19 protein-coding genes are annotated in these 23,135 nt (G+C 59.7%); all 19 read left to right on the forward strand.

Annotated features, from left to right (window positions below):
* The first annotated feature begins 110 nt into the window (after positions 1-110).
* Positions 111-854, forward strand: a complete 744-nt coding sequence (gene pyrH / locus TX24_RS24660; protein WP_003189161.1) for a UMP kinase — start codon at positions 111-113, stop codon at positions 852-854.
* A complete protein-coding gene (gene frr, locus TX24_RS24665) occupies positions 851-1,408 on the forward strand; it encodes a ribosome recycling factor (protein ID WP_003189163.1) in 558 nt (185 codons plus the stop codon). Before pyrH ends, frr begins: the two co-directional genes overlap by 4 nt.
* Before the next feature lie 17 nt (positions 1,409-1,425).
* Entirely contained in the window at positions 1,426-2,181 is a 756-nt protein-coding gene (uppS, locus tag TX24_RS24670; RefSeq protein ID WP_003189167.1) for a polyprenyl diphosphate synthase, read from the forward strand.
* Positions 2,182-2,988, forward strand: coding sequence for a phosphatidate cytidylyltransferase (locus TX24_RS24675; RefSeq protein WP_034134915.1), 807 nt, complete (start codon positions 2,182-2,184; stop codon positions 2,986-2,988).
* Complete coding sequence (gene ispC / locus TX24_RS24680; protein ID WP_003189169.1) at positions 2,985-4,175, forward strand: 1-deoxy-D-xylulose-5-phosphate reductoisomerase; 1,191 nt, start codon at positions 2,985-2,987, stop codon at positions 4,173-4,175. Before TX24_RS24675 ends, ispC begins: the two co-directional genes overlap by 4 nt.
* Positions 4,176-4,218: 43 nt before the next feature.
* Positions 4,219-5,571, forward strand: a complete 1,353-nt coding sequence (rseP, locus tag TX24_RS24685; protein ID WP_032893184.1) for a sigma E protease regulator RseP — start codon at positions 4,219-4,221, stop codon at positions 5,569-5,571.
* A 74-nt stretch (positions 5,572-5,645) separates the two neighbouring features.
* Entirely contained in the window at positions 5,646-8,033 is a 2,388-nt protein-coding gene (gene bamA / locus TX24_RS24690) for an outer membrane protein assembly factor BamA (RefSeq protein ID WP_014717234.1), read from the forward strand.
* Between the two features lie 45 nt (positions 8,034-8,078).
* Entirely contained in the window at positions 8,079-8,582 is a 504-nt protein-coding gene (locus TX24_RS24695) for an OmpH/Skp family outer membrane protein (RefSeq protein ID WP_003189173.1), read from the forward strand.
* Between the two features lie 3 nt (positions 8,583-8,585).
* Positions 8,586-9,641, forward strand: coding sequence for a UDP-3-O-(3-hydroxymyristoyl)glucosamine N-acyltransferase (gene lpxD / locus TX24_RS24700; RefSeq protein ID WP_034134917.1), 1,056 nt, complete (start codon positions 8,586-8,588; stop codon positions 9,639-9,641).
* Between the two features lie 111 nt (positions 9,642-9,752).
* Positions 9,753-10,193 carry a 3-hydroxyacyl-ACP dehydratase FabZ gene (fabZ, locus tag TX24_RS24705; RefSeq protein WP_003172281.1) on the forward strand — a complete coding sequence of 147 codons (441 nt, stop codon included), beginning with the start codon at positions 9,753-9,755 and terminating at the stop codon, positions 10,191-10,193.
* A complete protein-coding gene (gene lpxA, locus TX24_RS24710; RefSeq protein WP_003189175.1) occupies positions 10,190-10,966 on the forward strand; it encodes an acyl-ACP--UDP-N-acetylglucosamine O-acyltransferase in 777 nt (258 codons plus the stop codon). The genes fabZ and lpxA overlap by 4 nt, the downstream gene beginning before the upstream one ends.
* A 2-nt stretch (positions 10,967-10,968) precedes the next feature.
* Positions 10,969-12,108: a lipid-A-disaccharide synthase gene (gene lpxB, locus TX24_RS24715; RefSeq protein ID WP_003189177.1), complete on the forward strand. Its 1,140-nt coding sequence runs from the start codon at positions 10,969-10,971 to the stop codon at positions 12,106-12,108.
* Entirely contained in the window at positions 12,105-12,737 is a 633-nt protein-coding gene (gene rnhB / locus TX24_RS24720) for a ribonuclease HII (protein WP_032900444.1), read from the forward strand. Before lpxB ends, rnhB begins: the two co-directional genes overlap by 4 nt.
* 76 nt (positions 12,738-12,813) lie before the next feature.
* Complete coding sequence (dnaE, locus tag TX24_RS24725) at positions 12,814-16,335, forward strand: DNA polymerase III subunit alpha (protein WP_032893179.1); 3,522 nt, start codon at positions 12,814-12,816, stop codon at positions 16,333-16,335.
* Positions 16,336-16,464: 129 nt separating this feature from the next.
* Positions 16,465-17,412, forward strand: a complete 948-nt coding sequence (locus tag TX24_RS24730) for an acetyl-CoA carboxylase carboxyltransferase subunit alpha (RefSeq protein WP_003189182.1) — start codon at positions 16,465-16,467, stop codon at positions 17,410-17,412.
* Between the two features lie 190 nt (positions 17,413-17,602).
* Positions 17,603-18,922, forward strand: coding sequence for a tRNA lysidine(34) synthetase TilS (tilS, locus tag TX24_RS24735; protein WP_003189184.1), 1,320 nt, complete (start codon positions 17,603-17,605; stop codon positions 18,920-18,922).
* A 273-nt stretch (positions 18,923-19,195) separates the two neighbouring features.
* A complete protein-coding gene (locus TX24_RS24740) occupies positions 19,196-20,827 on the forward strand; it encodes a CTP synthase (RefSeq protein WP_003189189.1) in 1,632 nt (543 codons plus the stop codon).
* Positions 20,828-20,832: 5 nt separating this feature from the next.
* Positions 20,833-21,678: a 3-deoxy-8-phosphooctulonate synthase gene (gene kdsA / locus TX24_RS24745; protein WP_003189190.1), complete on the forward strand. Its 846-nt coding sequence runs from the start codon at positions 20,833-20,835 to the stop codon at positions 21,676-21,678.
* 157 nt (positions 21,679-21,835) lie between these two features.
* The gene (eno, locus tag TX24_RS24750; RefSeq protein ID WP_003189193.1) at positions 21,836-23,125 is read left to right on the forward strand and encodes a phosphopyruvate hydratase; all 1,290 of its coding nucleotides are present in this window, start codon (positions 21,836-21,838) and stop codon (positions 23,123-23,125) included.
* Positions 23,126-23,135: the final 10 nt, after the last annotated feature.

Consider the following 23,135-nt stretch of genomic DNA (forward strand, 5'->3'; position numbering starts at 1 on the left):
TACAAAGCCGTGTTCCGATGGCGCTGTGACAGCGTCCAGCTAGAGTGAACGCAAGCCGTAAAACGGCTCGCCAAGAATTTTTAAAAAATACGCCGCAGGAGAGATTCGCAATGGCTCAGCAGGGCAGTGGTTATCAGGCTCGCTATAAACGCATTCTACTCAAGCTCAGCGGCGAGGCCCTGATGGGCTCGGAAGAGTTCGGGATCGACCCCAAGGTGCTTGACCGCATGGCGCTGGAAGTCGGCCAATTGGTCGGTATCGGCGTGCAGGTCGGCCTGGTGATTGGTGGTGGCAACCTGTTCCGCGGTGCGGCACTCAGTGCTGCCGGTATGGACCGGGTTACCGGCGACCACATGGGCATGCTGGCCACTGTGATGAACGCCCTGGCCATGCGCGACGCCCTGGAGCGCGCCAACATCTCGGCCATCGTGATGTCGGCTATTTCCATGGTTGGCGTGACCGATCACTATGATCGCCGCAAAGCCATGCGCCACCTGAACTCCAAGGAAGTGGTGATCTTTGCCGCCGGCACCGGTAACCCGTTCTTCACCACTGACTCGGCCGCATGCCTGCGTGCTATCGAAATCGATGCTGACGTGGTGCTGAAGGCGACCAAGGTGGATGGCGTATACACTGCAGACCCATTCAAAGACCCGCATGCCGAGAAGTTCGATCATCTGACCTACGATGAAGTTCTGGATCGCAAGCTGGGTGTCATGGACCTGACCGCTATCTGCCTGTGCCGCGACCACAAGATGCCGCTGCGCGTATTTAACATGAACAAGCCCGGCGCCCTGCTGAATATCGTACACGGCGGCGCAGAAGGGACTCTGATCGAGGAAGGCCAACAATGATCAACGAAATCAAGAAAGACGCCCAGGCGCGTATGCAGAAATCCCTGGAATCCTTGAGCCACGCCTTTGGCCAGATCCGTACTGGCAAGGCGCACCCAAGCATCCTGGGCAGCGTGATGGTGCCTTACTACGGTTCTGACACCCCGCTGAGCGGTGTGGCCAACGTGACCGTGAAGGATTCGCGTACCCTGCAAGTTGTGGCTTTTGAGCGCAACATGCTCGCTGCCGTCGACAAAGCTATCCAGAGTGCTGGCCTGAACCTCAACCCGACCAACCTGGGCGAGTTGCTGCTGATCTCCATGCCTGCGCTGACCGAAGAAACCCGCAAGGGCTTCACCAAGCAGGCGCGCAGTGCCGCTGAAGATGCGCGCGTTGCCGTGCGTAATATCCGCCGCGATGCGTTGGGCGACCTGAAGAAGCTGGTCAAGGACAAGGAAATCAGCGAAGACGAAGAGCGCCGTGCCGTCGCTGATATCGACAAGCTGACCAAGGACGCCGAAGCCCAGATCACCAAGGCGACCGAAGAAAAAGAAAAGGACCTGATGGCCGTATAAGGGGTCAGGACGCCTTCATGGAAAAGACCAAGCAGACTGTGCCCTCCGTGGTGCCGCGCCATGTCGCGATCATCATGGATGGGAATAATCGCTGGGCGAAAAAACGCTTTATGCCGGGTGTTGCCGGGCATAAAGCGGGTGTTGACGCGGTAAGGGCGGTGATTGAGGTGTGCGCCGAGGCCAAGGTCGAAGTGCTGACCTTGTTCGCCTTCTCCAGTGAGAACTGGCAGCGGCCCGCCGATGAGGTCAGTGCCTTGATGGACCTGTTCTTCAAGGCCCTGCGTCGTGAGGCCAAGCGCCTCAATGACAACAACATCAGTCTGCGCATCATTGGTGATCGCTCGCGGTTTCATCCGGAACTGCAAACGGCCATGCGCGAAGCCGAGGCCATCACTGCCGGCAGTAACCGTTTTGTGTTGCAGATCGCAGCCAACTACGGCGGCCAGTGGGATATCGCCCAGGCTGCGCAGCGGCTTGCCCGCGAAGTGCAGGCCGGTCATCTGCGCCCGGACGACATCACGCCCGAACTGTTACAAACCTGCCTGGTGACCGGCGACCTGCCGTTGCCGGACTTGTGTATTCGTACCGGTGGCGAGCATCGCATCAGCAATTTCCTGCTGTGGCAGTTGGCCTACACCGAACTGTACTTCTCCGACCTGTTCTGGCCGGACTTCAAACACGATGCCATGCGTAATGCACTGGCCGATTTCGCTTCCCGTCAGCGTCGCTTCGGTAAAACGAGCGAGCAGATCGAAGCTGGAGCCCGGGTTTAAATGCTTAAACAACGAATCATCACGGCGCTGATCCTGCTGCCGATTGCCTTGTGCGGTTTTTTCCTGCTCGACGGTTCCGGCTTTGCGCTGTTCATCGGCCTGGTCGTGACCCTTGGGGCCTGGGAGTGGGCGCGCCTGGCAGGCTTCGTCAACCAATTGCCGCGTGTGGTCTACGCCGCTGTGGTCGCGCTGTTGTTGTTCTTCATGTACATCCTGCCGGACATCGCGCCCTGGGTGCTGGGGGCTGCCGTGTTGTGGTGGGCGCTGGCGACTTTCCTGGTGCTCACCTATCCGCGCACCAGTGGCCAATGGTCCAGCGTGGCCTGCAAGCTGGTGATTGGCCTGGCGATCCTGTTGCCGGCCTGGCAAGGGTTGGTGGAGATCAAGCGTTACCCTCTTGGCAACGAGTTGATCCTGGCGGTGATGGTGTTGGTATGGGGCGCTGACATTGGTGCCTACTTCTCGGGTCGAGCCTTTGGCAAGCGCAAGCTGGCCCCGGCCGTCAGCCCAGGCAAGAGCTGGGAAGGCGTATACGGCGGCCTGGCTTTGACGCTGCTGATCAGCCTGGTGGTCGGTGTGGTGCGTGACTGGTCGGTAAAGGAAGTGCTCCTGGCCTTGTTGGGTACGGCTATCGTCGTGTTCATCTCGGTGGTGGGCGACCTTACCGAGAGCATGTTCAAGCGCCAGGCTGGCATCAAGGACAGCAGTAACCTGCTGCCAGGTCATGGCGGTGTGCTTGACCGTATCGACAGCCTCACCGCTGCGCTACCGATTTTTGCCGTGCTGTTGTGGATGATCGCTTCGTGAGCCGCCTGCAGCAGGTTACGGTGCTGGGCGCGACCGGCTCGGTCGGGCTTAGTACCCTGGACGTCATTGCGCGTCACCCCGATCGCTATCGGGTTTTCGCCCTGACCGGCTTCACGCGTTTGCGCGAGCTGCTGGCCTTGTGCGTGCGACACTCGCCGCGCTTTGCCGTGGTGCCAGAGGTGGCTGCCGCTCGCCGTCTGCAGGATGATCTGCGCGCTGCCGGGCTGGCCACTCAGGTATTGGTCGGCGAGGCAGGGTTGTGCCAGGTCTCGGCCGATGCTGACGTGGATACCGTGGTGGCGGCGATTGTCGGTGCAGCAGGTTTGCGCCCGACCTTGGCGGCGGTCGATGCTGGCAAGAAAATCCTGCTGGCCAATAAAGAAGCCTTGGTCATGTCCGGTGCTCTCTTTATGCAAGCGGTGCGCAAGAGCGGCGCGGTGTTGCTGCCTCTGGACAGCGAGCACAACGCCATCTTCCAGTGCATGCCCGGTGATTTTGCCCGCGGCTTGAGTCAGGTCGGCGTGCGCCGGATTCTGCTGACGGCATCTGGCGGGCCATTCCGCCAGACTCCGTCGGCCGAGCTTGAGCATGTGTCACCCGATCAGGCGTGTGCTCACCCGAACTGGTCCATGGGGCGCAAAATCTCCGTGGATTCGGCGAGCATGATGAACAAAGGCCTGGAATTGATCGAGGCATGCTGGTTGTTCGATGCGCGGCCTGACCAGGTTGAGGTGGTGATTCACCCACAAAGTGTGATCCATTCCCTGGTCGATTACGTGGATGGTTCGGTGTTGGCGCAGTTGGGTAATCCGGACATGCGCACACCGATCGCCAATGCCTTGGCCTGGCCGGAGCGCATTGATTCGGGCGTGGCGCCGTTGGACTTGTTTGCAATCGCGCGCCTGGACTTCGAAGCCCCGGACGAGCAGCGTTTCCCGTGTTTGCGCCTGGCGCGGCAAGCGGCCGAGGCGGGTAACAGTGCCCCGGCCATGCTTAACGCGGCCAATGAGGTGGCCGTAGCCGCGTTTCTTGAACGGCGCATCCGCTTTCCGCAGATCGCGAGTATCATCGAGGACGTCCTGGCGCTTGAGCCAGTGGTGGCGGTGAATGACTTGGAGGCGGTGTTTGAAGCCGACACCAAGGCCCGAGCCCTGGCTGGGCAATGGTTGGAACGCAATGCGCGTTAAGGTTTGAGTCTTCAGGCATTGGATTGAGATGCGGAGAAATTAGATGAGTGCGCTCTACATGATTGTCGGCACCCTGGTTGCTCTGGGTGTGTTGGTGACCTTCCACGAATTCGGCCACTTCTGGGTCGCGCGTCGTTGCGGCGTCAAGGTATTGCGCTTTTCCGTCGGTTTCGGCATGCCGTTGTTGCGCTGGCATGACCGCCGCGGCACTGAGTTTGTCATTGCTGCTATCCCGTTGGGCGGCTACGTCAAGATGCTCGATGAGCGCGAAGGCGAAGTGCCTGCAGACCAGTTGGACCAATCCTTCAATCGCAAGACCGTTCGTCAGCGTATTGCGATTGTTGCGGCGGGGCCGATTGCCAACTTTTTGTTGGCGATGGTGTTCTTCTGGGTCTTGGCCATGCTGGGCAGCCAGCAGGTGCGCCCGGTCATTGGCGCGGTCGAAGCGGACAGCATCGCGGCCAAGGCTGGCCTGACGGCTGGGCAGGAAATTGTATCCATTGATGGCGAACCCACTACGGGCTGGGGCGCGGTCAACTTGCAGTTGGTGCGTCGCCTGGGCGAGAGCGGCACCGTCAATGTGGTGGTGCGCGACCAGGATTCCAGCGCCGAAACCCCGCGGGCATTGGCGCTGGACCATTGGCTCAAGGGCGCTGATGAGCCCGATCCGATCAAATCCCTGGGGATCCGCCCTTGGCGTCCGGCCTTGCCGCCGGTGCTGGCCGAGCTCGACCCGAAAGGCCCGGCCCAGGCTGCTGGCCTGAAAACCGGTGATCGCTTGCTGGCCCTCGATGGCCAGGCGCTGGGTGACTGGCAGCAGGTGGTCGACCTGGTGCGTGTGCGCCCTGATACCAAAATTGTGCTGAAAGTTGAGCGCGACGGTGCTCAAATCGACGTCCCCGTGACCTTGTCGGTGCGAAGCGAAGCCAAGGCAGCCGGGGGTTACCTGGGTGCAGGGGTCAAGGGTGTCGAATGGCCGCCATCGATGGTGCGAGAGGTCAGCTACGGGCCTTTGGCCGCGATTGGCGAGGGTGCGAAACGCACCTGGACCATGAGCGTGCTGACCCTCGAATCCCTCAAGAAAATGTTGTTCGGTGAGCTCTCGGTAAAAAACTTGAGTGGACCGATAACCATTGCTAAAGTGGCGGGCGCTTCTGCCCAGTCGGGTGTCGCGGATTTCCTGAATTTCCTGGCTTATCTGAGTATTAGCCTTGGGGTTCTGAATTTGCTGCCCATTCCAGTATTGGATGGGGGGCATCTGCTGTTTTATCTGGTCGAGTGGGTGCGTGGTCGCCCCTTGTCGGATCGGGTGCAGGGTTGGGGGATACAGATCGGTATCAGTTTGGTGGTCGGGGTGATGTTGTTAGCCCTGGTCAACGATCTGGGACGTCTGTAACGCTTCGCTGAATTGCGAATCTGCCGCATTTTGCGGCAGTTTGTTTATTGCCAGTTGGAATAAGAAAGGACTTCATGAAACGTCTGCTGCTAACTGCGGTTCTCACCGTATTGATGATCGCCGAAGTTCACGCCGAGTCCTTCACCATCTCCGATATTCGCGTCAACGGCCTCCAGCGGGTTTCCGCGGGTAGCGTCTTTGGTGCCTTGCCGTTGAACGTCGGGGAACAGGCGGATGATCGTCGCCTGGTGGAATCCACTCGTGCGCTGTTCAAAACCGGGTTCTTTCAAGATATCCAACTGGGTCGCGAAGGCAACGTCCTGGTCATCACGGTCGTCGAGCGACCTTCCGTCGCCAGTATCGCGATCGAAGGTAACAAGGCCATCTCCACTGAAGACTTGATGAAGGGCCTGAAGCAATCGGGCCTGGCCGAGGGCGAGATCTTCCAGCGCGCGACCCTTGAGGGTGTGCGTAACGAGCTGCAACGCCAGTACGTTGCCCAGGGCCGCTACTCCGCGACCGTGGAAACCGAAGTGATCCCCCAGCCTCGTAACCGTGTGGGCCTGAAGGTCAACATCAACGAAGGCACCGTGGCCGCCATCCAGCACATCAACGTCGTGGGCAACACCAAGTTCCCTGATGAAGACCTGGTCGACCTGTTCGAACTCAAGACCACCAACTGGTTGTCGTTCTTCAAGAACGATGACAAGTACGCCCGTGAAAAACTCTCCGGTGACCTGGAACGCCTGCGCTCCTACTACCTGGACCGTGGCTACATCAACATGGACATCGCTTCGACCCAGGTGTCCATCACCCCGGACAAGAAGCACGTCTACATCACCGTCAACGTCAACGAAGGCGAGAAGTACAAGGTTCGTGACGTCAAGCTCAGCGGCGACCTGAAAGTGCCTGAAGACCAGGTCAAGTCCCTGTTGCTGGTGCAGAAGGACCAGGTGTTCTCGCGCAAGCTGATGACCACCACCTCCGAACTGATCACCCGTCGCCTGGGTAACGAAGGCTATACCTTCGCCAACGTCAACGGCGTGCCGACCCCGAATGATGAAGACCACACCGTGGACATCACCTTCGTCGTCGATCCGGGCAAGCGTGCCTACGTCAACCGCATCAACTTCCGTGGCAACACCAAGTCTGCGGACGAAGTGCTGCGTCGTGAAATGCGTCAGATGGAAGGTGGCTGGGCTTCGACCTACCTGATCGACCAATCCAAGACCCGTCTTGAGCGCCTGGGCTTCTTCAAGGAAGTCAACGTCGAAACCCCGGCCGTACCGGGTGTGGATGACCAGGTTGACGTGAACTACGCCGTTGAAGAACAAGCCTCGGGCTCGATCACCGCCAGCGTCGGTTTCGCCCAGAGCGCCGGTTTGATCCTGGGTGGTTCCATCACGCAGAACAACTTCCTGGGTACCGGTAACCGTGTGTCCATCGGCCTGACCCGCAGCGAATACCAAAGCCGATACAACTTCGGCTACACCGACCCCTACTGGACTGCAGACGGTGTGAGCCTGGGCTACAACGCCTTCTACCGCACCACTGACTACAAAGACCTCGATGTTGACGTTGCAAGCTATGCGATCGACAGCCTGGGTGCCGGTGTCAACGTGGGTTACCCGATCAGCGAGACCTCGCGCCTGACCTTCGGCCTCACCGCCCAGCAGGATGAGATCAAGACCGGTGTGTACACCGTGGACGAAATCTTCGACTTCACCCGTCGTGAAGGCGACAAGTTCCTGAACTTCAAGGCGTCTGCCGGCTGGTCCGAGTCGACCCTGAACAAAGGTGTACTGGCAACCCGCGGCCACTCCCAGAGCCTGACTGCGGAAGTCACCACGCCGGGCAGCGACCTGTCGTTCTTCAAGCTCGACTACCGCGGTCAGTTGTTCCAGCCGTTGAGCGATAACTACACCATGCGCCTGCACACAGAGCTGGGCTATGGCGACGGTTATGGTTCGACCGATGGCTTGCCGTTCTATGAAAACTATTATGCAGGTGGTTTCAACTCGGTGCGTGGCTTCAAGGACAGCACCTTGGGTCCGCGTGGTACGCCGAGCCGTGGTGTTGATCGCACTGGTAACCAGGGCACTGTCGCTGACTCGGACAACGACCCGCTGCCATTCGGTGGTAACGTGCTGATCCAGGGTGGTGCGGAGATTCTGTTCCCGCTGCCGTTCGTCAAGGACCAGCGTTCCCTGCGTACTTCGGTCTTCTGGGACGTGGGTAACGTGTTCGACTCCAAGTGCGAACAGATCAAGAACCCAAGTGGCTTGAAGTCCAATACTCAATGCAACGACGTGAGCCTCAGCAACCTGGCAAGCTCCGTGGGCGTGGGTGTGACCTGGGTGACTGCGCTGGGCCCGTTGAGCTTTGCTCTGGCCATGCCGATCAAGAAACCGGATAACGCTGAAACCCAGATTTTCCAATTCTCCCTCGGCCAGACGTTCTAAGCGTCTGACCTAAGATAACGACAACGGATTCTGTAGGAGTACATCGTGCGTAAGTTGACTCAATTGGTCTTGCTGGCCACTGTGCTGGTCACCACCCCGGCCTTCGCCGAAATGAAAATCGCCGTTCTGAACTATCAGATGGCCCTGCTGGAATCCGATGCGGCCAAGCGATACGCCGTGGATGCCGAGAAGAAGTTCGGTCCGCAACTGACCAAGCTCAAGACACTGGAAAGCAGCGCCAAAGGCATCCAGGACCGCCTGGTAGCCGGTGGCGACAAGATGCAGCAAGGCGAGCGCGAGCGTCTGGAGCTTGAATTCAAGCAAAAGGCCCGTGACTACCAGTTCCAATCCAAGGAGCTGAACGAAGCCAAGGCTGTGGCCGACCGCGAAATGCTCAAGCAGCTCAAGCCTAAATTGGACAGCGCTGTGGAAGAAGTCATCAAGAAGGGTGCCTTTGACCTAGTGTTCGAGCGTGGCGCCGTGATCGACGTCAAGCCTCAATACGACATCACCCGCCAGGTGATCGAGCGCATGAACCAGCTGAAGTAAACCATGACAGCGACTATCAAACTCGGCGAGTTGGCCGAGTTCCTGGGGGCCACCTTGCGTGGCTCCAAGGAGAAAGAAATCACTGGGCTAGCCACCTTGCAGGAGGCTGGCCCAGCTCAGTTGAGCTTCCTCGCAAATCCTCAATACCGTAAATACCTGGTCGACTGCCAGGCCGCAGCCGTGTTGCTGAAGGCCGCTGACGCCGAAGGGTTTATCGGGGATGCGCTGGTGGTGGCCGACCCGTACCTGTCGTACGCCAAGGCGTCGCACCTGTTCGATCCCAAGCCGAAGGCGGCCGGCGGTATTCACCCGTCTGCCGTGATCGCCGATGATGCCCAGGTTGACCCTGCCGCCAGCATCGGTGCGTTTGCCGTGATCGAGAGTGGGGCGCGTATTGGTGCTGGTGTCACCGTGGGTGCCCACTGCTTTATCGGTGCACGCTGTGAAATTGGTGCCGATGGTTGGCTGGCCCCCCGCGTGACCCTCTACCACGATGTGCGTATTGGCCAGCGTGTGGTCATTCAGTCCGGTGCTGTTATCGGCGGCGAAGGCTTTGGCTTTGCCAACTCCAAAGGTGTCTGGCACAAGATCGCCCAGGTCGGTGGCGTATTGATCGGCGACGATGTGGAGATCGGCGTGAACACTGCTGTGGATCGCGGGGCCCTGGCCGATACCGTGATCGGTAACGGTGTAAAGCTCGATAACCAGATCCAGATCGCCCACAACGTGCAGATTGGCGATCACACCGCCATGGCCGCCTGCGTGGGTATTTCCGGCAGCACCAAGATCGGCAAGCATTGCATGCTCGCCGGTGGCGTAGGGCTGGTGGGGCATATCGATATTTGCGACAACGTCTTCATCACCGGCATGACCATGGTGACCCACTCGATAACAGAGCCAGGGGCCTATTCGTCCGGTACCGCGATGCAACCTGCGGCCGAATGGCGCAAGAGTGCCGCGCGTTTGAGGAAGATCGACGACATGGCACGACGTATCAAACAGCTTGAAAAGCGTGTCGGGGACGTGACCCCCGGCGGTAATGCTTCATCAGAAGGCTGATACCATTTCCATATCAAGTGTGCACAGCCGCTAGACGGCCTCCTTGATTTGCTAGCGGGGCGTGCGCCTGGTGCGCCCGCCCCCAATCTTTATTACAGGCTTCCCCCCGAAATGATGGACATCAACGAGATTCGCGAATACCTGCCTCACCGTTACCCGTTCCTGCTGGTGGATCGCGTAGTGGACCTCAACGTCGAGGAAAAGCGCATTCGTGCCTACAAGAATGTCAGCATCAACGAACCATTCTTCAACGGTCACTTTCCTGCGCATCCAATCATGCCAGGTGTGTTGATCATCGAAGCCATGGCCCAGGCTGCCGGTATCCTTGGTTTCAAAATGCTCGACCTCAAGCCTGCCGACGGCACGCTTTACTATTTCGTGGGTTCGGACAAGCTGCGTTTTCGCAACCCGGTCACCCCGGGTGACCAGTTGATCCTGGAAGCCAAGTTCATCAGTTGCAAACGCCAGATCTGGAAGTTCGAATGCCAGGCCTCGGTAGATGGCAAGCCGGTGTGCTCTGCCGAGATCATCTGTGCGGAACGCAAACTATGAGTTTGATTGACCCTCGCGCAATCATCGATCCGTCGGCCGTACTGGCCGCCGACGTTGAGGTCGGCCCTTGGTCGATCGTCGGCGCAGGTGTGGAAATCGGCGAGGGGACTGTCATCGGGCCACACGTGATCCTTAAAGGTCCGACCCGTATTGGCAAACACAATCGTATCTACCAGTTCTCCTCGGTAGGCGAAGACACCCCGGACATGAAGTACAAGGGTGAAGAAACACGCCTGGTCATCGGTGACCACAACATCATTCGTGAAGGCGTCACCATTCACCGCGGCACCGTGCAGGATCGCGCTGAAACCACCTTGGGTGATCACAACCTGGTCATGGCCTATGCGCACATCGGCCATGACAGTGTGATCGGCAACCATTGCATCCTGGTCAACAACACTGCGTTGGCAGGCCATGTGCACGTTGATGACTGGGCGATCCTCTCCGGTTTTACCCTGGTGCATCAGTATTGCCATATCGGCGCCCACAGCTTTTCCGGCATGGGCACCGCCATCGGCAAGGATGTCCCGGCGTTCGTGACGGTATTCGGCAACCCTGCCGAAGCCCGTAGCATGAATTTTGAAGGCATGCGTCGTCGCGGTTTCAGTGAAGAGGCCATCCACGCCTTGCGCCGTGCCTACAAGACGGTTTACCGCCAAGGGTTGACCGTCGAACAGGCCCTGACCGAACTGGCCGAGCCGGCTACGCAGTTCCCGGAAGTCGCGGTGTTCCGTGACTCTATCCAGACCTCGACTCGCGGCATCACCCGCTGATCATGGCCACTTTGCGTATTGCGCTCGTGGCCGGTGAAGCTTCCGGCGATATCCTGGGTGCTGGCTTGATGCGGGCGCTCAAGGCCCAGCATCCGGCGGTGGAATTTATCGGCGTCGGTGGCCCGTTGATGCAGGCCGAAGGCCTGACCTCCTACTTCCCCATGGAGCGCCTGTCAGTCATGGGGCTGGTGGAAGTCTTGGGGCGCCTGCGTGAGCTGCTGGCTCGCCGCAAGCTGCTGATCAAGACGCTGATCGAAGAAAAGCCTGACGTCTTTATCGGCATCGATGCGCCGGATTTCACGCTCAATATCGAACTCAAGTTGCGCCAGGCCGGGATCAAGACCGTGCACTACGTCAGCCCATCCGTGTGGGCGTGGCGCCAGAAGCGCGTGTTGAAAATCCGCGAAGGCTGCGACCTGATGTTGACCTTGCTGCCATTCGAAGCCCGGTTCTACGAAGAGAAGGGCGTGCCGGTGCGCTTTGTCGGCCACACCCTGGCTGACGCCATTCCCTTGCAAGCTGATCGTACGGCTGCACGTGCCGAGCTGGGCTTGCCCGATGGCCCCTTGGTTGCGTTGATGCCAGGGAGCCGTGGCGGCGAGGTAGGACGTTTGGGAGCGCTGTTTTTTGATGCCGCCGAACGTCTCCAGGCGCAAAAGCCGGGAATCCGCTTTGTGCTGCCTTGCGCCAGCCCACAACGCCGTGCGCAGATCGAAACGCTGCTGGAAGGTCGCAACCTGCCGTTGACCCTGCTCGATGGCCAGTCCCACCTGGCCCTGGCAGCCTGCGATGCGGTGTTGATCGCCTCGGGCACCGCCACGCTTGAGGCCTTGCTGTACAAGCGCCCGATGGTCGTCGCCTATCGCCTGGCGCCACTGACCTTCTGGATCCTCAAGCGCATGGTCAAGAGCCCTTACATTTCCTTGCCCAACCTGCTGGCCCAGCGCCTGCTGGTGCCGGAGTTGTTGCAGGACGATGCAACGCCCGAAGCGCTTGCAAAAACCCTACTACCCTTGATTGACGGCGGCGAAGAGCAGACCCGTGGTTTCGACGACATCCACCGCACGTTGCGCCGTGATGCCTCGAACCAGGCGGCCGATGCCGTGCTGACCTTGATCGGCCATAAACAGGAAGCCTTATGACCACGCAAATGGGCCTGGATTTCAGCCTCGTCGCCCAAGCCCACGAGTTGGTGGCAGGTGTTGACGAAGTAGGGCGCGGCCCGTTGTGTGGCGCAGTGGTCACGGCGGCGGTGATCCTTGATCCGAACCGCCCGATCCTGGGGCTCAACGATTCGAAGAAGCTCACCGAAGCCCGTCGTGAAAAGCTCTATGACGAGATCTGTGAAAAAGCCCTGAGCTGGCATATCGCCCGGGCTGAAGTCGAAGAGATCGACGAGCTGAATATCCTGCACGCCACCATGCTGGCGATGCAGCGCGCTGTGGAAGGGCTGCACATCACCCCGAAAATGGCGATGATCGACGGCAACCGCTGCCCCAAGCTGACGATGCCGTCCGAAGCGGTGGTCAAGGGCGATAGCAAGGTTCCCGCCATTGCCGCTGCCTCGATCCTGGCCAAGGTCAGCCGTGACCGTGAGATGGCCGCGTTCGAATTGATCTACCCCGGCTACGGCATTGGTGGCCATAAAGGCTACCCGACGCCCGTTCATCTGGAAGCCCTGGCTCGGCTCGGCCCCACCCCGATCCATCGCCGCTCGTTTGCCCCGGTACGGCAGGCTTATGAGGCCCGTGAAAGTCTGATCGAGGTTTAGCAGCAAGGCTGATGTTTTTACCCAGGCCCGGTACAATCCGGGCCTTGTTGTTTTCATGTATCAAGACAGGATCACTATGCCGGCTTCATTCGTTCATCTGCGCCTGCACACTGAGTACTCCCTGGTCGACGGCCTGGTACGGATCAAACCGCTGGTCAAAACCCTGGTGGGCATGAACATGCCTGCGGTCGCGGTTACCGACCAGAACAACATGTGTTCCCTGGTCAAGTTCTACAAGAACGCCATGGGCGCCGGCATCAAGCCGATCTGCGGCGCCGATCTGTGGCTGTCCAACAAAGACCCGGATAACCCCCTGAGCCGCATCAGCCTGCTGGCGATGAACGGCGTGGGTTACCGCAACCTCACCGAACTGATTTCCCGTGGCTTTATCGATGGCCAGCGCAACGGCTCGATCATCATCGAGCGCGAGTGGGTGGCCGAAGCCAGCGAAGGCCTGATCATGCTCTCGGCGGCCAAAGAGGGTGAAATCGGTATCGCGCTGCTGGGCGGCAACCCCCAGGAAGCCGAGGTGCTGGCGCGCGAGTGGATGCAGGTATTCCCGGGCCGTTTCTACCTGGAAGTGCAGCGCACCAATCGCCCCAACGATGAAGAGCATTTGCACGCCGCTGTAGCCCTGGCCGATAAGCTGGGTGCGCCGCTGGTGGCGACCAACGATGTGCGCTTTATCAAGAAAGAAGATTTCGAAGCCCACGAAACCCGCGTGTGCATCGGCGAGGGCCGGGCCCTGGATGACCCGCGTCGCTCGAAGAACTACAGCGAAGAGCAGTACCTCAAAAGCGCCGATGAAATGGCGGAGCTGTTCAGCGATTTGCCCGAGGCCCTTGAGAACTCCGTCGAGATCGCCAAGCGCTGCAACATTGAAGTAAAGCTGGGCAAGCACTTCCTGCCCAACTTCCCGATTCCCGATGGCATGACCATCGACGAATACTTTCGCAAAGTGTCGTTCGATGGCCTGGAAGAACGCCTCAGCGTCCTGCTGCCCAAGGACACCACCGAAGACTACGAAGCCAAGCGCCAGGTGTATGTCGACCGGTTGAATTTCGAGCTGGATATCATCATCCAGATGGGATTTCCTGGTTACTTCCTGATCGTGATGGACTTTATCCAGTGGGCCAAAAACAACGGCGTACCGGTAGGTCCGGGCCGGGGGTCAGGTGCTGGCTCGCTGGTGGCCTATGTACAGAAGATCACCGACCTTGACCCGCTGGAATATGACCTGCTGTTCGAACGGTTCCTGAACCCGGAACGGGTTTCCATGCCCGACTTCGACGTCGACTTCTGCATGGATGGCCGTGACCGCGTGATTGAGTACGTGGCCGAAAAATATGGCCGCAACGCGGTAAGTCAGATCATCACCTTCGGTTCCATGGCGGCTAAAGCGGTAATCCGCGACGTAGCGCGGGTGCAGGGCAAGTCCTACGGTTTGGCCGACCGCCTGTCGAAGATGATCCCGTTCGAAGTCGGCATGACCCTGGAAAAAGCCTACGAGCAGGAAGAAATCCTGCGCGACTTTATCAAGGTCGATGAAGAAGCCGCTGAAATCTGGGACATGGCGCGTAAGCTCGAAGGTGTGGTGCGTAACGTCGGTAAACACGCCGGCGGTGTGGTTATCGCGCCGACCAAGCTCACCGACTTTTCGCCGATCTATTGCGATGAAGAAGGCGACGGCCTGGTCACCCAGTTCGACAAGGACGACGTGGAGGCGGCCGGCCTGGTGAAGTTCGACTTCCTCGGCCTGCGGACCCTGACGATCATCGACTGGGCGCTCAAGACCATCAACCGCGACCGTGCCAAGGTCGGCGAAGAACCGCTGGATATCGCGTTTATCCCGCTGGACGACAAACCGACCTACAGCCTGCTGCAAAAAGCCGAAACTACCGCGGTGTTCCAGCTTGAATCCCGGGGCATGAAAGAGCTGATCAAAAAGCTCAAGCCCGACTGCCTGGAAGACTTGATCGCACTGGTGGCCCTGTTCCGTCCGGGCCCGCTGCAATCGGGCATGGTGGATGACTTCATCAACCGTAAACACGGCCGGGCCGAGCTGGCTTACCCGCACTCCGACTACCAGTACGAGGGCCTCAAGCCCGTACTGGCGCCGACCTACGGCATCATCCTGTACCAGGAACAGGTGATGCAGATCGCCCAGGTGATGGCCGGCTACACCCTCGGCGGTGCGGACATGCTGCGCCGCGCCATGGGTAAGAAAAAGCCCGAGGAAATGGCCAAGCAGCGTGGCGGTTTCATTGAAGGCTGCGCGACTAACAATATCGATGCCGACCTGGCCGGTAACATCTTCGACCTGGTAGAAAAATTCGCCGGTTATGGCTTCAACAAATCCCACTCCGCCGCCTACGGCCTGGTGTCGTACCAGACCGCCTGGCTGAAAGCCCATTACCCGGCGCCGTTCATGGCGGCGGTACTCTCGGCGGATATGCACAACACCGACAAGGTCGTGACCTTGATCGAGGAAGTGCGCACCATGAAGCTGCGCCTCGATGCGCCGGACGTGAACGCTTCGGAGTTCAAGTTCACGGTGAACGACGAAGGCCGCATCATCTATGGTCTCGGCGCGATCAAGGGCGTGGGCGAAGGCCCGGTGGAGGCCATTACCGAGGCGCGTCAGGACGGGCCGTTCAAAGACCTGTTCGATTTCTGTGCGCGGGTGGACCTCAAGCGCATCAACAAGCGTACCCTCGATGGCCTGATCCGCAGCGGCGCACTCGACCGTCTTGGCCCGTACTTCCATGATGAGCCGAAGGCTTACCAGGCCAATATCGACCGCAACCGTGCGGTGCTGCTGACCGCCATGGAAGAGGCGATCAAGGCTGCCGAACAGACTGCCCGTACCCATGACAGCGGCCACGCCGACCTGTTTGGCGGGCTGTTCGTCGAAGAAGATGCCGATGTCTACGCCAACCATCGCAAGGCCAAGGAGCTGACGCTCAAGGAACGCCTGAAAGGTGAGAAAGACACCTTGGGCCTGTACCTTACCGGTCACCCGATTGACGAGTACGAAGGCGAAATCCGCCGTTTCGCCCGTCAGCGCATCATCGACCTGAAACCGGCGCGGGATACCCAGACCGTCGCCGGCATGATCATCGCCCTGCGGGTGATGAAAAATAAGAAGGGCGACAAGATGGGCTTCATCACCCTTGATGATCGCTCGGGCCGCATCGAAGCGTCATTGTTTGCCGACGCGTTCCACTCCGCGCAGTCGCTGCTGCAGACCGACGCCATGGTGGTGGTGGAAGGGGAGGTCAGCAATGACGACTTCTCCGGTGGCCTGCGCCTGCGTATCAAGCGGGTGATGAGCATGGAAGATGCCCGTACCAATCTGGCCGAGAGCCTGCGCCTGAAGGTCAAGACCGAAGCGCTTAAAGGCGATCAGCTACGCTGGTTGGGGGACTTGCTCAAACGCCACCGTGGCGCATGCCCGGTGACCATGGAATACACGGGCAGCGATGCCAAGGCCATGTTGCAGTTTGGCGAGACGTGGCGAATTGATCCCGCTGATGGCTTGATTCAAGCTTTGCGTGACCAGTTCGGGCGAGACAACGTCTTCCTCCAATACCGTTGACGGTCAGATGAGTCTGATCTCGACTAAACATTTAATCTCGACCTAAACGCGCCTCTCCCTTAAGGTAGGGCGCGAATAGACAACCGGCTGGCCAGGCACCCCTTGGCCGTCGACCCAAGACGGACGCTTATGAACCCGAATTTTCTTGATTTCGAACAGCCGATCGCTGACCTGCAAGCCAAGATCGAAGAGCTGCGCCTGGTCGGCAATGACAATTCGCTGAATATCGGCGATGAGATCGCTCGCCTGCAAGACAAGAGCAGCACGCTCACCGAAGACATCTTCGGCAAGCTGACCAGCTGGCAGATCGCGCGCCTGGCTCGCCACCCGCGCCGTCCTTACACCCTAGACTACATCGAGCACATCTTCACCGAGTTCGATGAGTTGCACGGCGACCGTCACTTCTCCGACGACGCGGCCATTGTGGGCGGCATCGCTCGCCTGGACGACCAGCCGGTGATGGTGATCGGTCACCAGAAAGGCCGTGAAGTGCGCGAAAAAGTACGCCGCAACTTCGGCATGCCGCGCCCGGAAGGCTACCGCAAGGCGTGCCGCCTGATGGAAATGGCCGAGCGCTTCAAGATGCCGATCCTGACCTTCATCGACACGCCAGGTGCCTACCCGGGTATCGACGCCGAAGAGCGCAACCAGAGCGAAGCGATTGCCTGGAACCTGCGCGTCATGGCCCGCCTGAAAACCCCGATCATCGCCACCGTGATCGGTGAAGGTGGTTCTGGCGGTGCGCTGGCCATTGGTGTCTGCGACCAACTGAACATGTTGCAGTACTCGACCTACGCAGTGATCTCGCCGGAAGGTTGTGCCTCGATCCTGTGGAAAACCGCCGAAAAGGCGCCGGACGCTGCCGAAGCCATGGGCATCACCGCCGATCGCCTCAAAGGCCTGGGTATCGTCGACAAGGTTATCGCCGAGCCACTGGGCGGCGCCCACCGTGACCCGGCTGCCGCCGCTGCGACCATCCGTGCCGAGTTGGGTTCGCAACTGGCGATGCTCAAGAAGCTGGATAACGAAGCGCTGCTGGCTCGTCGTTATGAGCGCCTGATGAGCTACGGCCTCTAAGCCGACGCTGTACCCAATGTAGTAGCCGGCTTGTGTGGGAGCCGGCTTGTGTGGGAGCTGGCTTGCCTGCGATAGCATCACCTTGGTATCACTGATACACCGAGGTGCCTGCATCGCGGGCAAGCCCGGCTCCCACATTTGCTTTGTGTATGCTGACGAACGTATTCAAGCTTTGCGGCGGTGACGTGTGATGAAACCAACCCTGCCGGCCACACTCCTGCACACCCTGGCCCCCTGGCGCAACGCGCCGGCCTGGCATATCGCGTTCTCCGGTGGTCTCGACTCCACCGTCCTGCTGCACCTCCTGGCCTCACTGGCCAAAATCGAAAACCTGCCTCCTGTCAGCGCCGTTCATGTCCACCATGGTCTGCAAGCTGCTGCCGATGCATGGCCTGCTCATTGCCAATCGGTCTGCGACGCCCTGGGCGTACCTTTGCGCGTCATGCGCGTGCAGGTCAGTCCCGGTGCGAGCCTTGAACGCGCGGCCCGCGAGGCGCGCTACCAAGCGTTCATGCAAGTCATGGAGGCAGGGGAGGTGCTTTTCACTGGCCAGCATCGCGACGATCAAGCCGAAACCCTGCTGTTTCGCCTGCTGCGTGGCGCCGGCGTGCGAGGGTTGGCGTCTATGCCTGAGCATCGCCCCTTAGCGCAGGGCCACTTGGTGCGGCCGTTGCTGGCATTCTCTCGTAGCGAGCTGGAAGCCTACGCCCATCAGCATCAGTTGCAGTGGATCGAAGATCCCTCCAACGCTGATCCACGGTTTTCCCGCAATTACCTGCGTCACCGCGTATTCCCAACCCTGACGGAACGCTGGCCCCAGGCGATCACCCACCTGGCTCGCACGGCTGAACACATGGCTGAGGCGCAAGGGCTGCTCGACGAGTTGGCGCTGATGGACCTGCAGCGCGCCGATCAGCCTTCTACGTTTCCCTGGTTGCCGCTGCCGTCTCTGGCGCTTGAGCCATTGCGTGAACTATCCGATGCCCGCCAGCGTAACGCCCTGCGGCATTGGCTGATACCACTGACCGGTTTACCGGACAGCGACCACTGGGCTGGTTGGCATGCCCTGCGCGATGCCAAGGGGGACGCACAGCCTCTGTGGCGCCTGGCCGACGGCCAAATGCAGCGTAGCGGTGAACGCATCTGGTGGTTACCTTCAACTTGGTCGGAGTTTTCCGACGCATCGGTGAGCTGGCCCGATCCGCAAAATCCACTAGAGTTAACGGGCAATGGCCAACTGAAGTTTATTGGCGAGGCTCCCGAAGGCCCGCTAGTGATCCGATATCGCCAGGGTGGCGAAATCATCGACGTACCGGGCCGAGGCCGGCGTGATCTCAAGCGTCTGCTGAATGAAAGCGGCATGCCGGGCTTCGTCCGTGGCAGATTGCCGCTGGTCTATCGGGGCGAGCAATTGCTGGCTGTGCCAAGCGTTGCGGGGGCATGGGCCCGGTCGGTGGGTGAGGTGCAATTGGATTGGTTGCCACAGAGCTGCGATCAAGGTTTGAGCTGATAGCGCCTTTCCGGTAGACTACGCTCCCTTCTTGATACAACTTCTGTGGATTCGCCTGAATCGCAGTCGTTGCCGATTACCAAGCAGTCTTTGCTGGGCGATTCCAAAAAATGTGTAGCGATCAACGTACCGGTGTTTCATTGCTGGTCTGTCACAACGCGGCGGTTTTTTTGAAAGGTGCACTGTGATTAATGCAGGTGATCGGGGGCTTCGGCCTTCCTTCGCTTTCCCCGGCGGCTCGGACCGCTTTAACGCAGACTTCTAGGGTTTTTCATGACGCGCTACATATTCGTCACGGGCGGTGTTGTTTCTTCATTGGGGAAAGGCATTGCCTCCGCTTCATTGGCGGCCATCCTGGAGGCGCGGGGACTTAAGGTCACCATGCTCAAGCTGGACCCGTACATCAACGTTGACCCGGGCACCATGAGCCCGTTCCAGCACGGTGAAGTGTTCGTCACCCACGACGGCGCCGAGACCGACCTGGACCTGGGCCACTACGAGCGGTTCATCCGCACGACCATGACCCAGAACAACAACTTCACCACCGGCCGTGTCTACGAGCACGTGCTGCGCAAAGAGCGCCGTGGTGATTACCTGGGTGCAACCATCCAGGTGATCCCGCACATCACCGACGAAATCAAGCGCCGCATCATCAAGGGTGCAGGCGATGCCGACGTGGCGATGGTCGAGATCGGTGGCACCGTGGGTGACATCGAGTCCCAACCGTTCCTCGAAGCCATCCGCCAGTTGCGTTTCGAAGTTGGCGCCAAGCGCGCGATGCTGATGCACCTGACACTGGTGCCCTACATCGCCACTGCCGGCGAAACCAAAACCAAGCCTACCCAGCACTCGGTCAAGGAACTGCGTTCCATCGGCCTGCAGCCGGATGTGCTGGTATGCCGCTCCGATCACCCGATCGACATTTCCTCGCGCCGCAAGATCGCGCAGTTCACCAACGTTGAAGAACGTGCGGTAATTGCCCTGGAAGACGCCGATACCATCTACAAGATCCCGGGCATCCTGCATTCGCAGGGGCTGGATGATTTTGTGGTCGAGCGTTTCGGCCTGCAGTGCGGCGGTGCCGACCTGTCCGAGTGGGAAGCGGTTGTCGACGCCAAGCTCAACCCTGAGCATGAAGTCACCATCGCCATGGTCGGTAAGTACATGGAGCTGCTGGACGCGTACAAGTCGCTGATCGAAGCCATGAGCCACGCCGGTATCAGCAACCGTACCAAGGTCAACCTGCGCTACATCGACTCCGAAGACATCGAGAACCAGGGCACTGCGCTGCTCGAAGGTGTTGACGCGATCCTCGTTCCCGGCGGTTTCGGCCTGCGTGGCGTGGAAGGCAAGATCACTGCCGTGCAGTACGCCCGTGAAAACAAGGTGCCGTACCTGGGTATCTGCCTGGGCATGCAAGTGGCCGTTATCGAGTTCGCCCGTAACGTGCTGGGCTGGAAAGACGCCAACTCCACCGAGTTCGATCACTCCAGCGGCCACCCGGTCGTGGGCCTGATCACCGAGTGGGAAGACGCCACCGGCGCCGTTGAAACCCGTACCGAAACGTCCGACCTGGGCGGCACCATGCGCCTGGGTGCTCAGGATTGCCTGCTGGAGGCCGGCTCGCTGGTACACGACTGCTATGGCAAGGACGTGATCGTCGAGCGTCACCGTCACCGCTACGAAGTGAACAACAACCTGCTGCCGCAGATCAAAGAAGCTGGCCTGAAAATCTCCGGTCGCTCCGGTGATGGCAAGCTGGTTGAGGTGGTCGAGGCACCGGATCATCCGTGGTTCGTGGCCTGCCAGTTCCACCCGGAGTTCACCTCGACGCCGCGCGACGGTCACCCGTTGTTCAGTGGTTTCGTCAAAGCAGCACTGACGCAACACCAGAAGAAGGCGTAAACCAGATGGCCCAGAAGATCATTCGCGTAGGCGACATCGAGATTGCCAACGACAAGCCCATGGTGCTGTTCGGCGGCATGAACGTGCTGGAAAGCCGCGACATGGCGATGCAGGTGTGTGAGGAGTACGTTCGGGTCACCCAGAAACTGGGTATCCCTTACGTCTTCAAGGCCAGCTTCGACAAGGCCAACCGTTCGTCCGTCACCTCCTATCGCGGCCCGGGCCTTGAAGAAGGCATGCGGATCTTCCAGGACATCAAGCAAGCCTTCGGCGTGCCGATCATCACCGACGTCCACGAGCCTGAGCAGGCTGCCGTGGTCGCCGAGGTGTGCGACATCATCCAGTTGCCGGCCTTTTTGTCGCGCCAGACCGACCTCGTGGTCGCCATGGCCAAGACCGGCGCTGTGATCAATATCAAGAAAGCCCAGTTCCTTGCGCCCCAGGAGATGAAACACATCCTGAGCAAGTGCGTGGAAGCGGGTAACGACCAGTTGATCCTCTGCGAGCGGGGTTCAAGCTTCGGCTACAACAACCTCGTGGTGGACATGCTCGGTTTCGGCATCATGAAACAGTTCGAATACCCCGTTTTCTTCGACGTCACCCACGCGCTGCAAATGCCCGGTGGTCGTTCGGACTCCGCTGGCGGGCGACGTGCCCAGGTGACGGACCTGGCCAAGGCGGGCATGAGCCAGTCGCTGGCGGGCCTGTTCCTTGAAGCTCACCCAGATCCGGACAACGCCAAATGTGATGGCCCGTGCGCCCTGCGCCTGGACAAGCTGGAGCCATTCCTGGCCCAGCTCAAGCAGTTGGACGAGCTGGTCAAGAGTTTTCCGACGGTAGAGACCGCGTAACTGGCATTTCTCCGGTAGAATTTCCCACGCTTTACGCTCAGGCCCCCGGGCCTGAGCCTTGTCGTCTGCAAGCCTGCCCCGTTGTTCCACCCTTGCGGTCGGTCAAAAGATTTCCTTCAGCTGCGTCGTTTTCGTCAACTTTGGAGTGTTTACAACAATGGCAAAAATCGTCGACATCAAAGGTCGTGAAGTTCTCGACTCCCGTGGCAACCCCACCGTCGAAGCCGACGTGCTTCTCGATAACGGCATCATCGGCAGCGCCTGCGCGCCGTCCGGTGCTTCCACCGGTTCGCGCGAAGCGCTGGAACTGCGTGATGGCGACAAGAGCCGTTACCTGGGCAAGGGTGTACTCAAGGCTGTAGCCAACATCAACGGTCCGATTCGTGACCTGTTGCTGGGCAAGGACCCGCTGGACCAGAAAGCCCTGGACCACGCGATGATCAAGCTCGACGGCACTGAAAACAAAGGCAGCCTCGGCGCCAACGCCATCCTCGCCGTGTCCCTGGCAGCTGCCAAGGCGGCTGCGCAGGACCAGGACCTGCCGTTGTACGCGCACATCGCCAACCTGAACGGCACCCCGGGCGTCTACTCGATGCCGGTACCGATGATGAACATCATCAACGGTGGCGAGCACGCGGATAACAACGTCGACATCCAGGAGTTCATGGTGCAGCCGGTTGGCGCCAAGTCCTTCTCCGAAGGCCTGCGCATGGGCACCGAGATTTTCCATCACCTCAAGGCTGTACTGAAGGCCCGTGGCCTGAGCACTGCCGTGGGTGACGAAGGTGGTTTCGCGCCGAACCTGGCCTCCAACGAAGATGCACTCAAAGTCATCTCCGAAGCCGTCGCCAACGCGGGCTACAAGCTGGGCACCGACGTGACCCTGGCCCTGGACTGCGCTGCCAGCGAATTCTATGAAGACGGCAAGTACAACCTGTCCGGCGAAGGCCAGGTGTTCAACTCCGAAGGTTTTGCTGAATACCTCAAGGGCCTGACCCAGCGCTATCCGATCATCTCGATCGAAGACGGCCTGGACGAGTCCGACTGGGATGGCTGGAAAATTCTCACCGACAAGATCGGCGAGAAAATCCAGCTGGTGGGCGACGACCTGTTCGTGACCAACACCAAGATCCTGAAAGAAGGCATCGACAAGAAGATCGCCAACTCGATCCTGATCAAGTTCAACCAGATCGGCACCCTGACCGAAACCCTGGAAGCCATCCAGATGGCCAAGGCTGCGGGCTACACCGCCGTGATCTCCCATCGCTCCGGCGAAACCGAAGATTCCACCATTGCCGACCTGGCCGTGGGTACTTCGGCGGGCCAGATCAAGACCGGTTCCCTGTGCCGTTCCGATCGCGTGTCCAAGTACAACCAATTGCTGCGCATCGAAGAGCAATTGGCAGGTAAAGCCAAGTACAACGGTCGCGGCGAGTTTCGCGGCTAAGCAGTAAATG

The sequence above is a fragment of the Pseudomonas lactis genome (assembly GCF_001439845.1).
Lineage (GTDB): Bacteria > Pseudomonadota > Gammaproteobacteria > Pseudomonadales > Pseudomonadaceae > Aquipseudomonas > Aquipseudomonas lactis.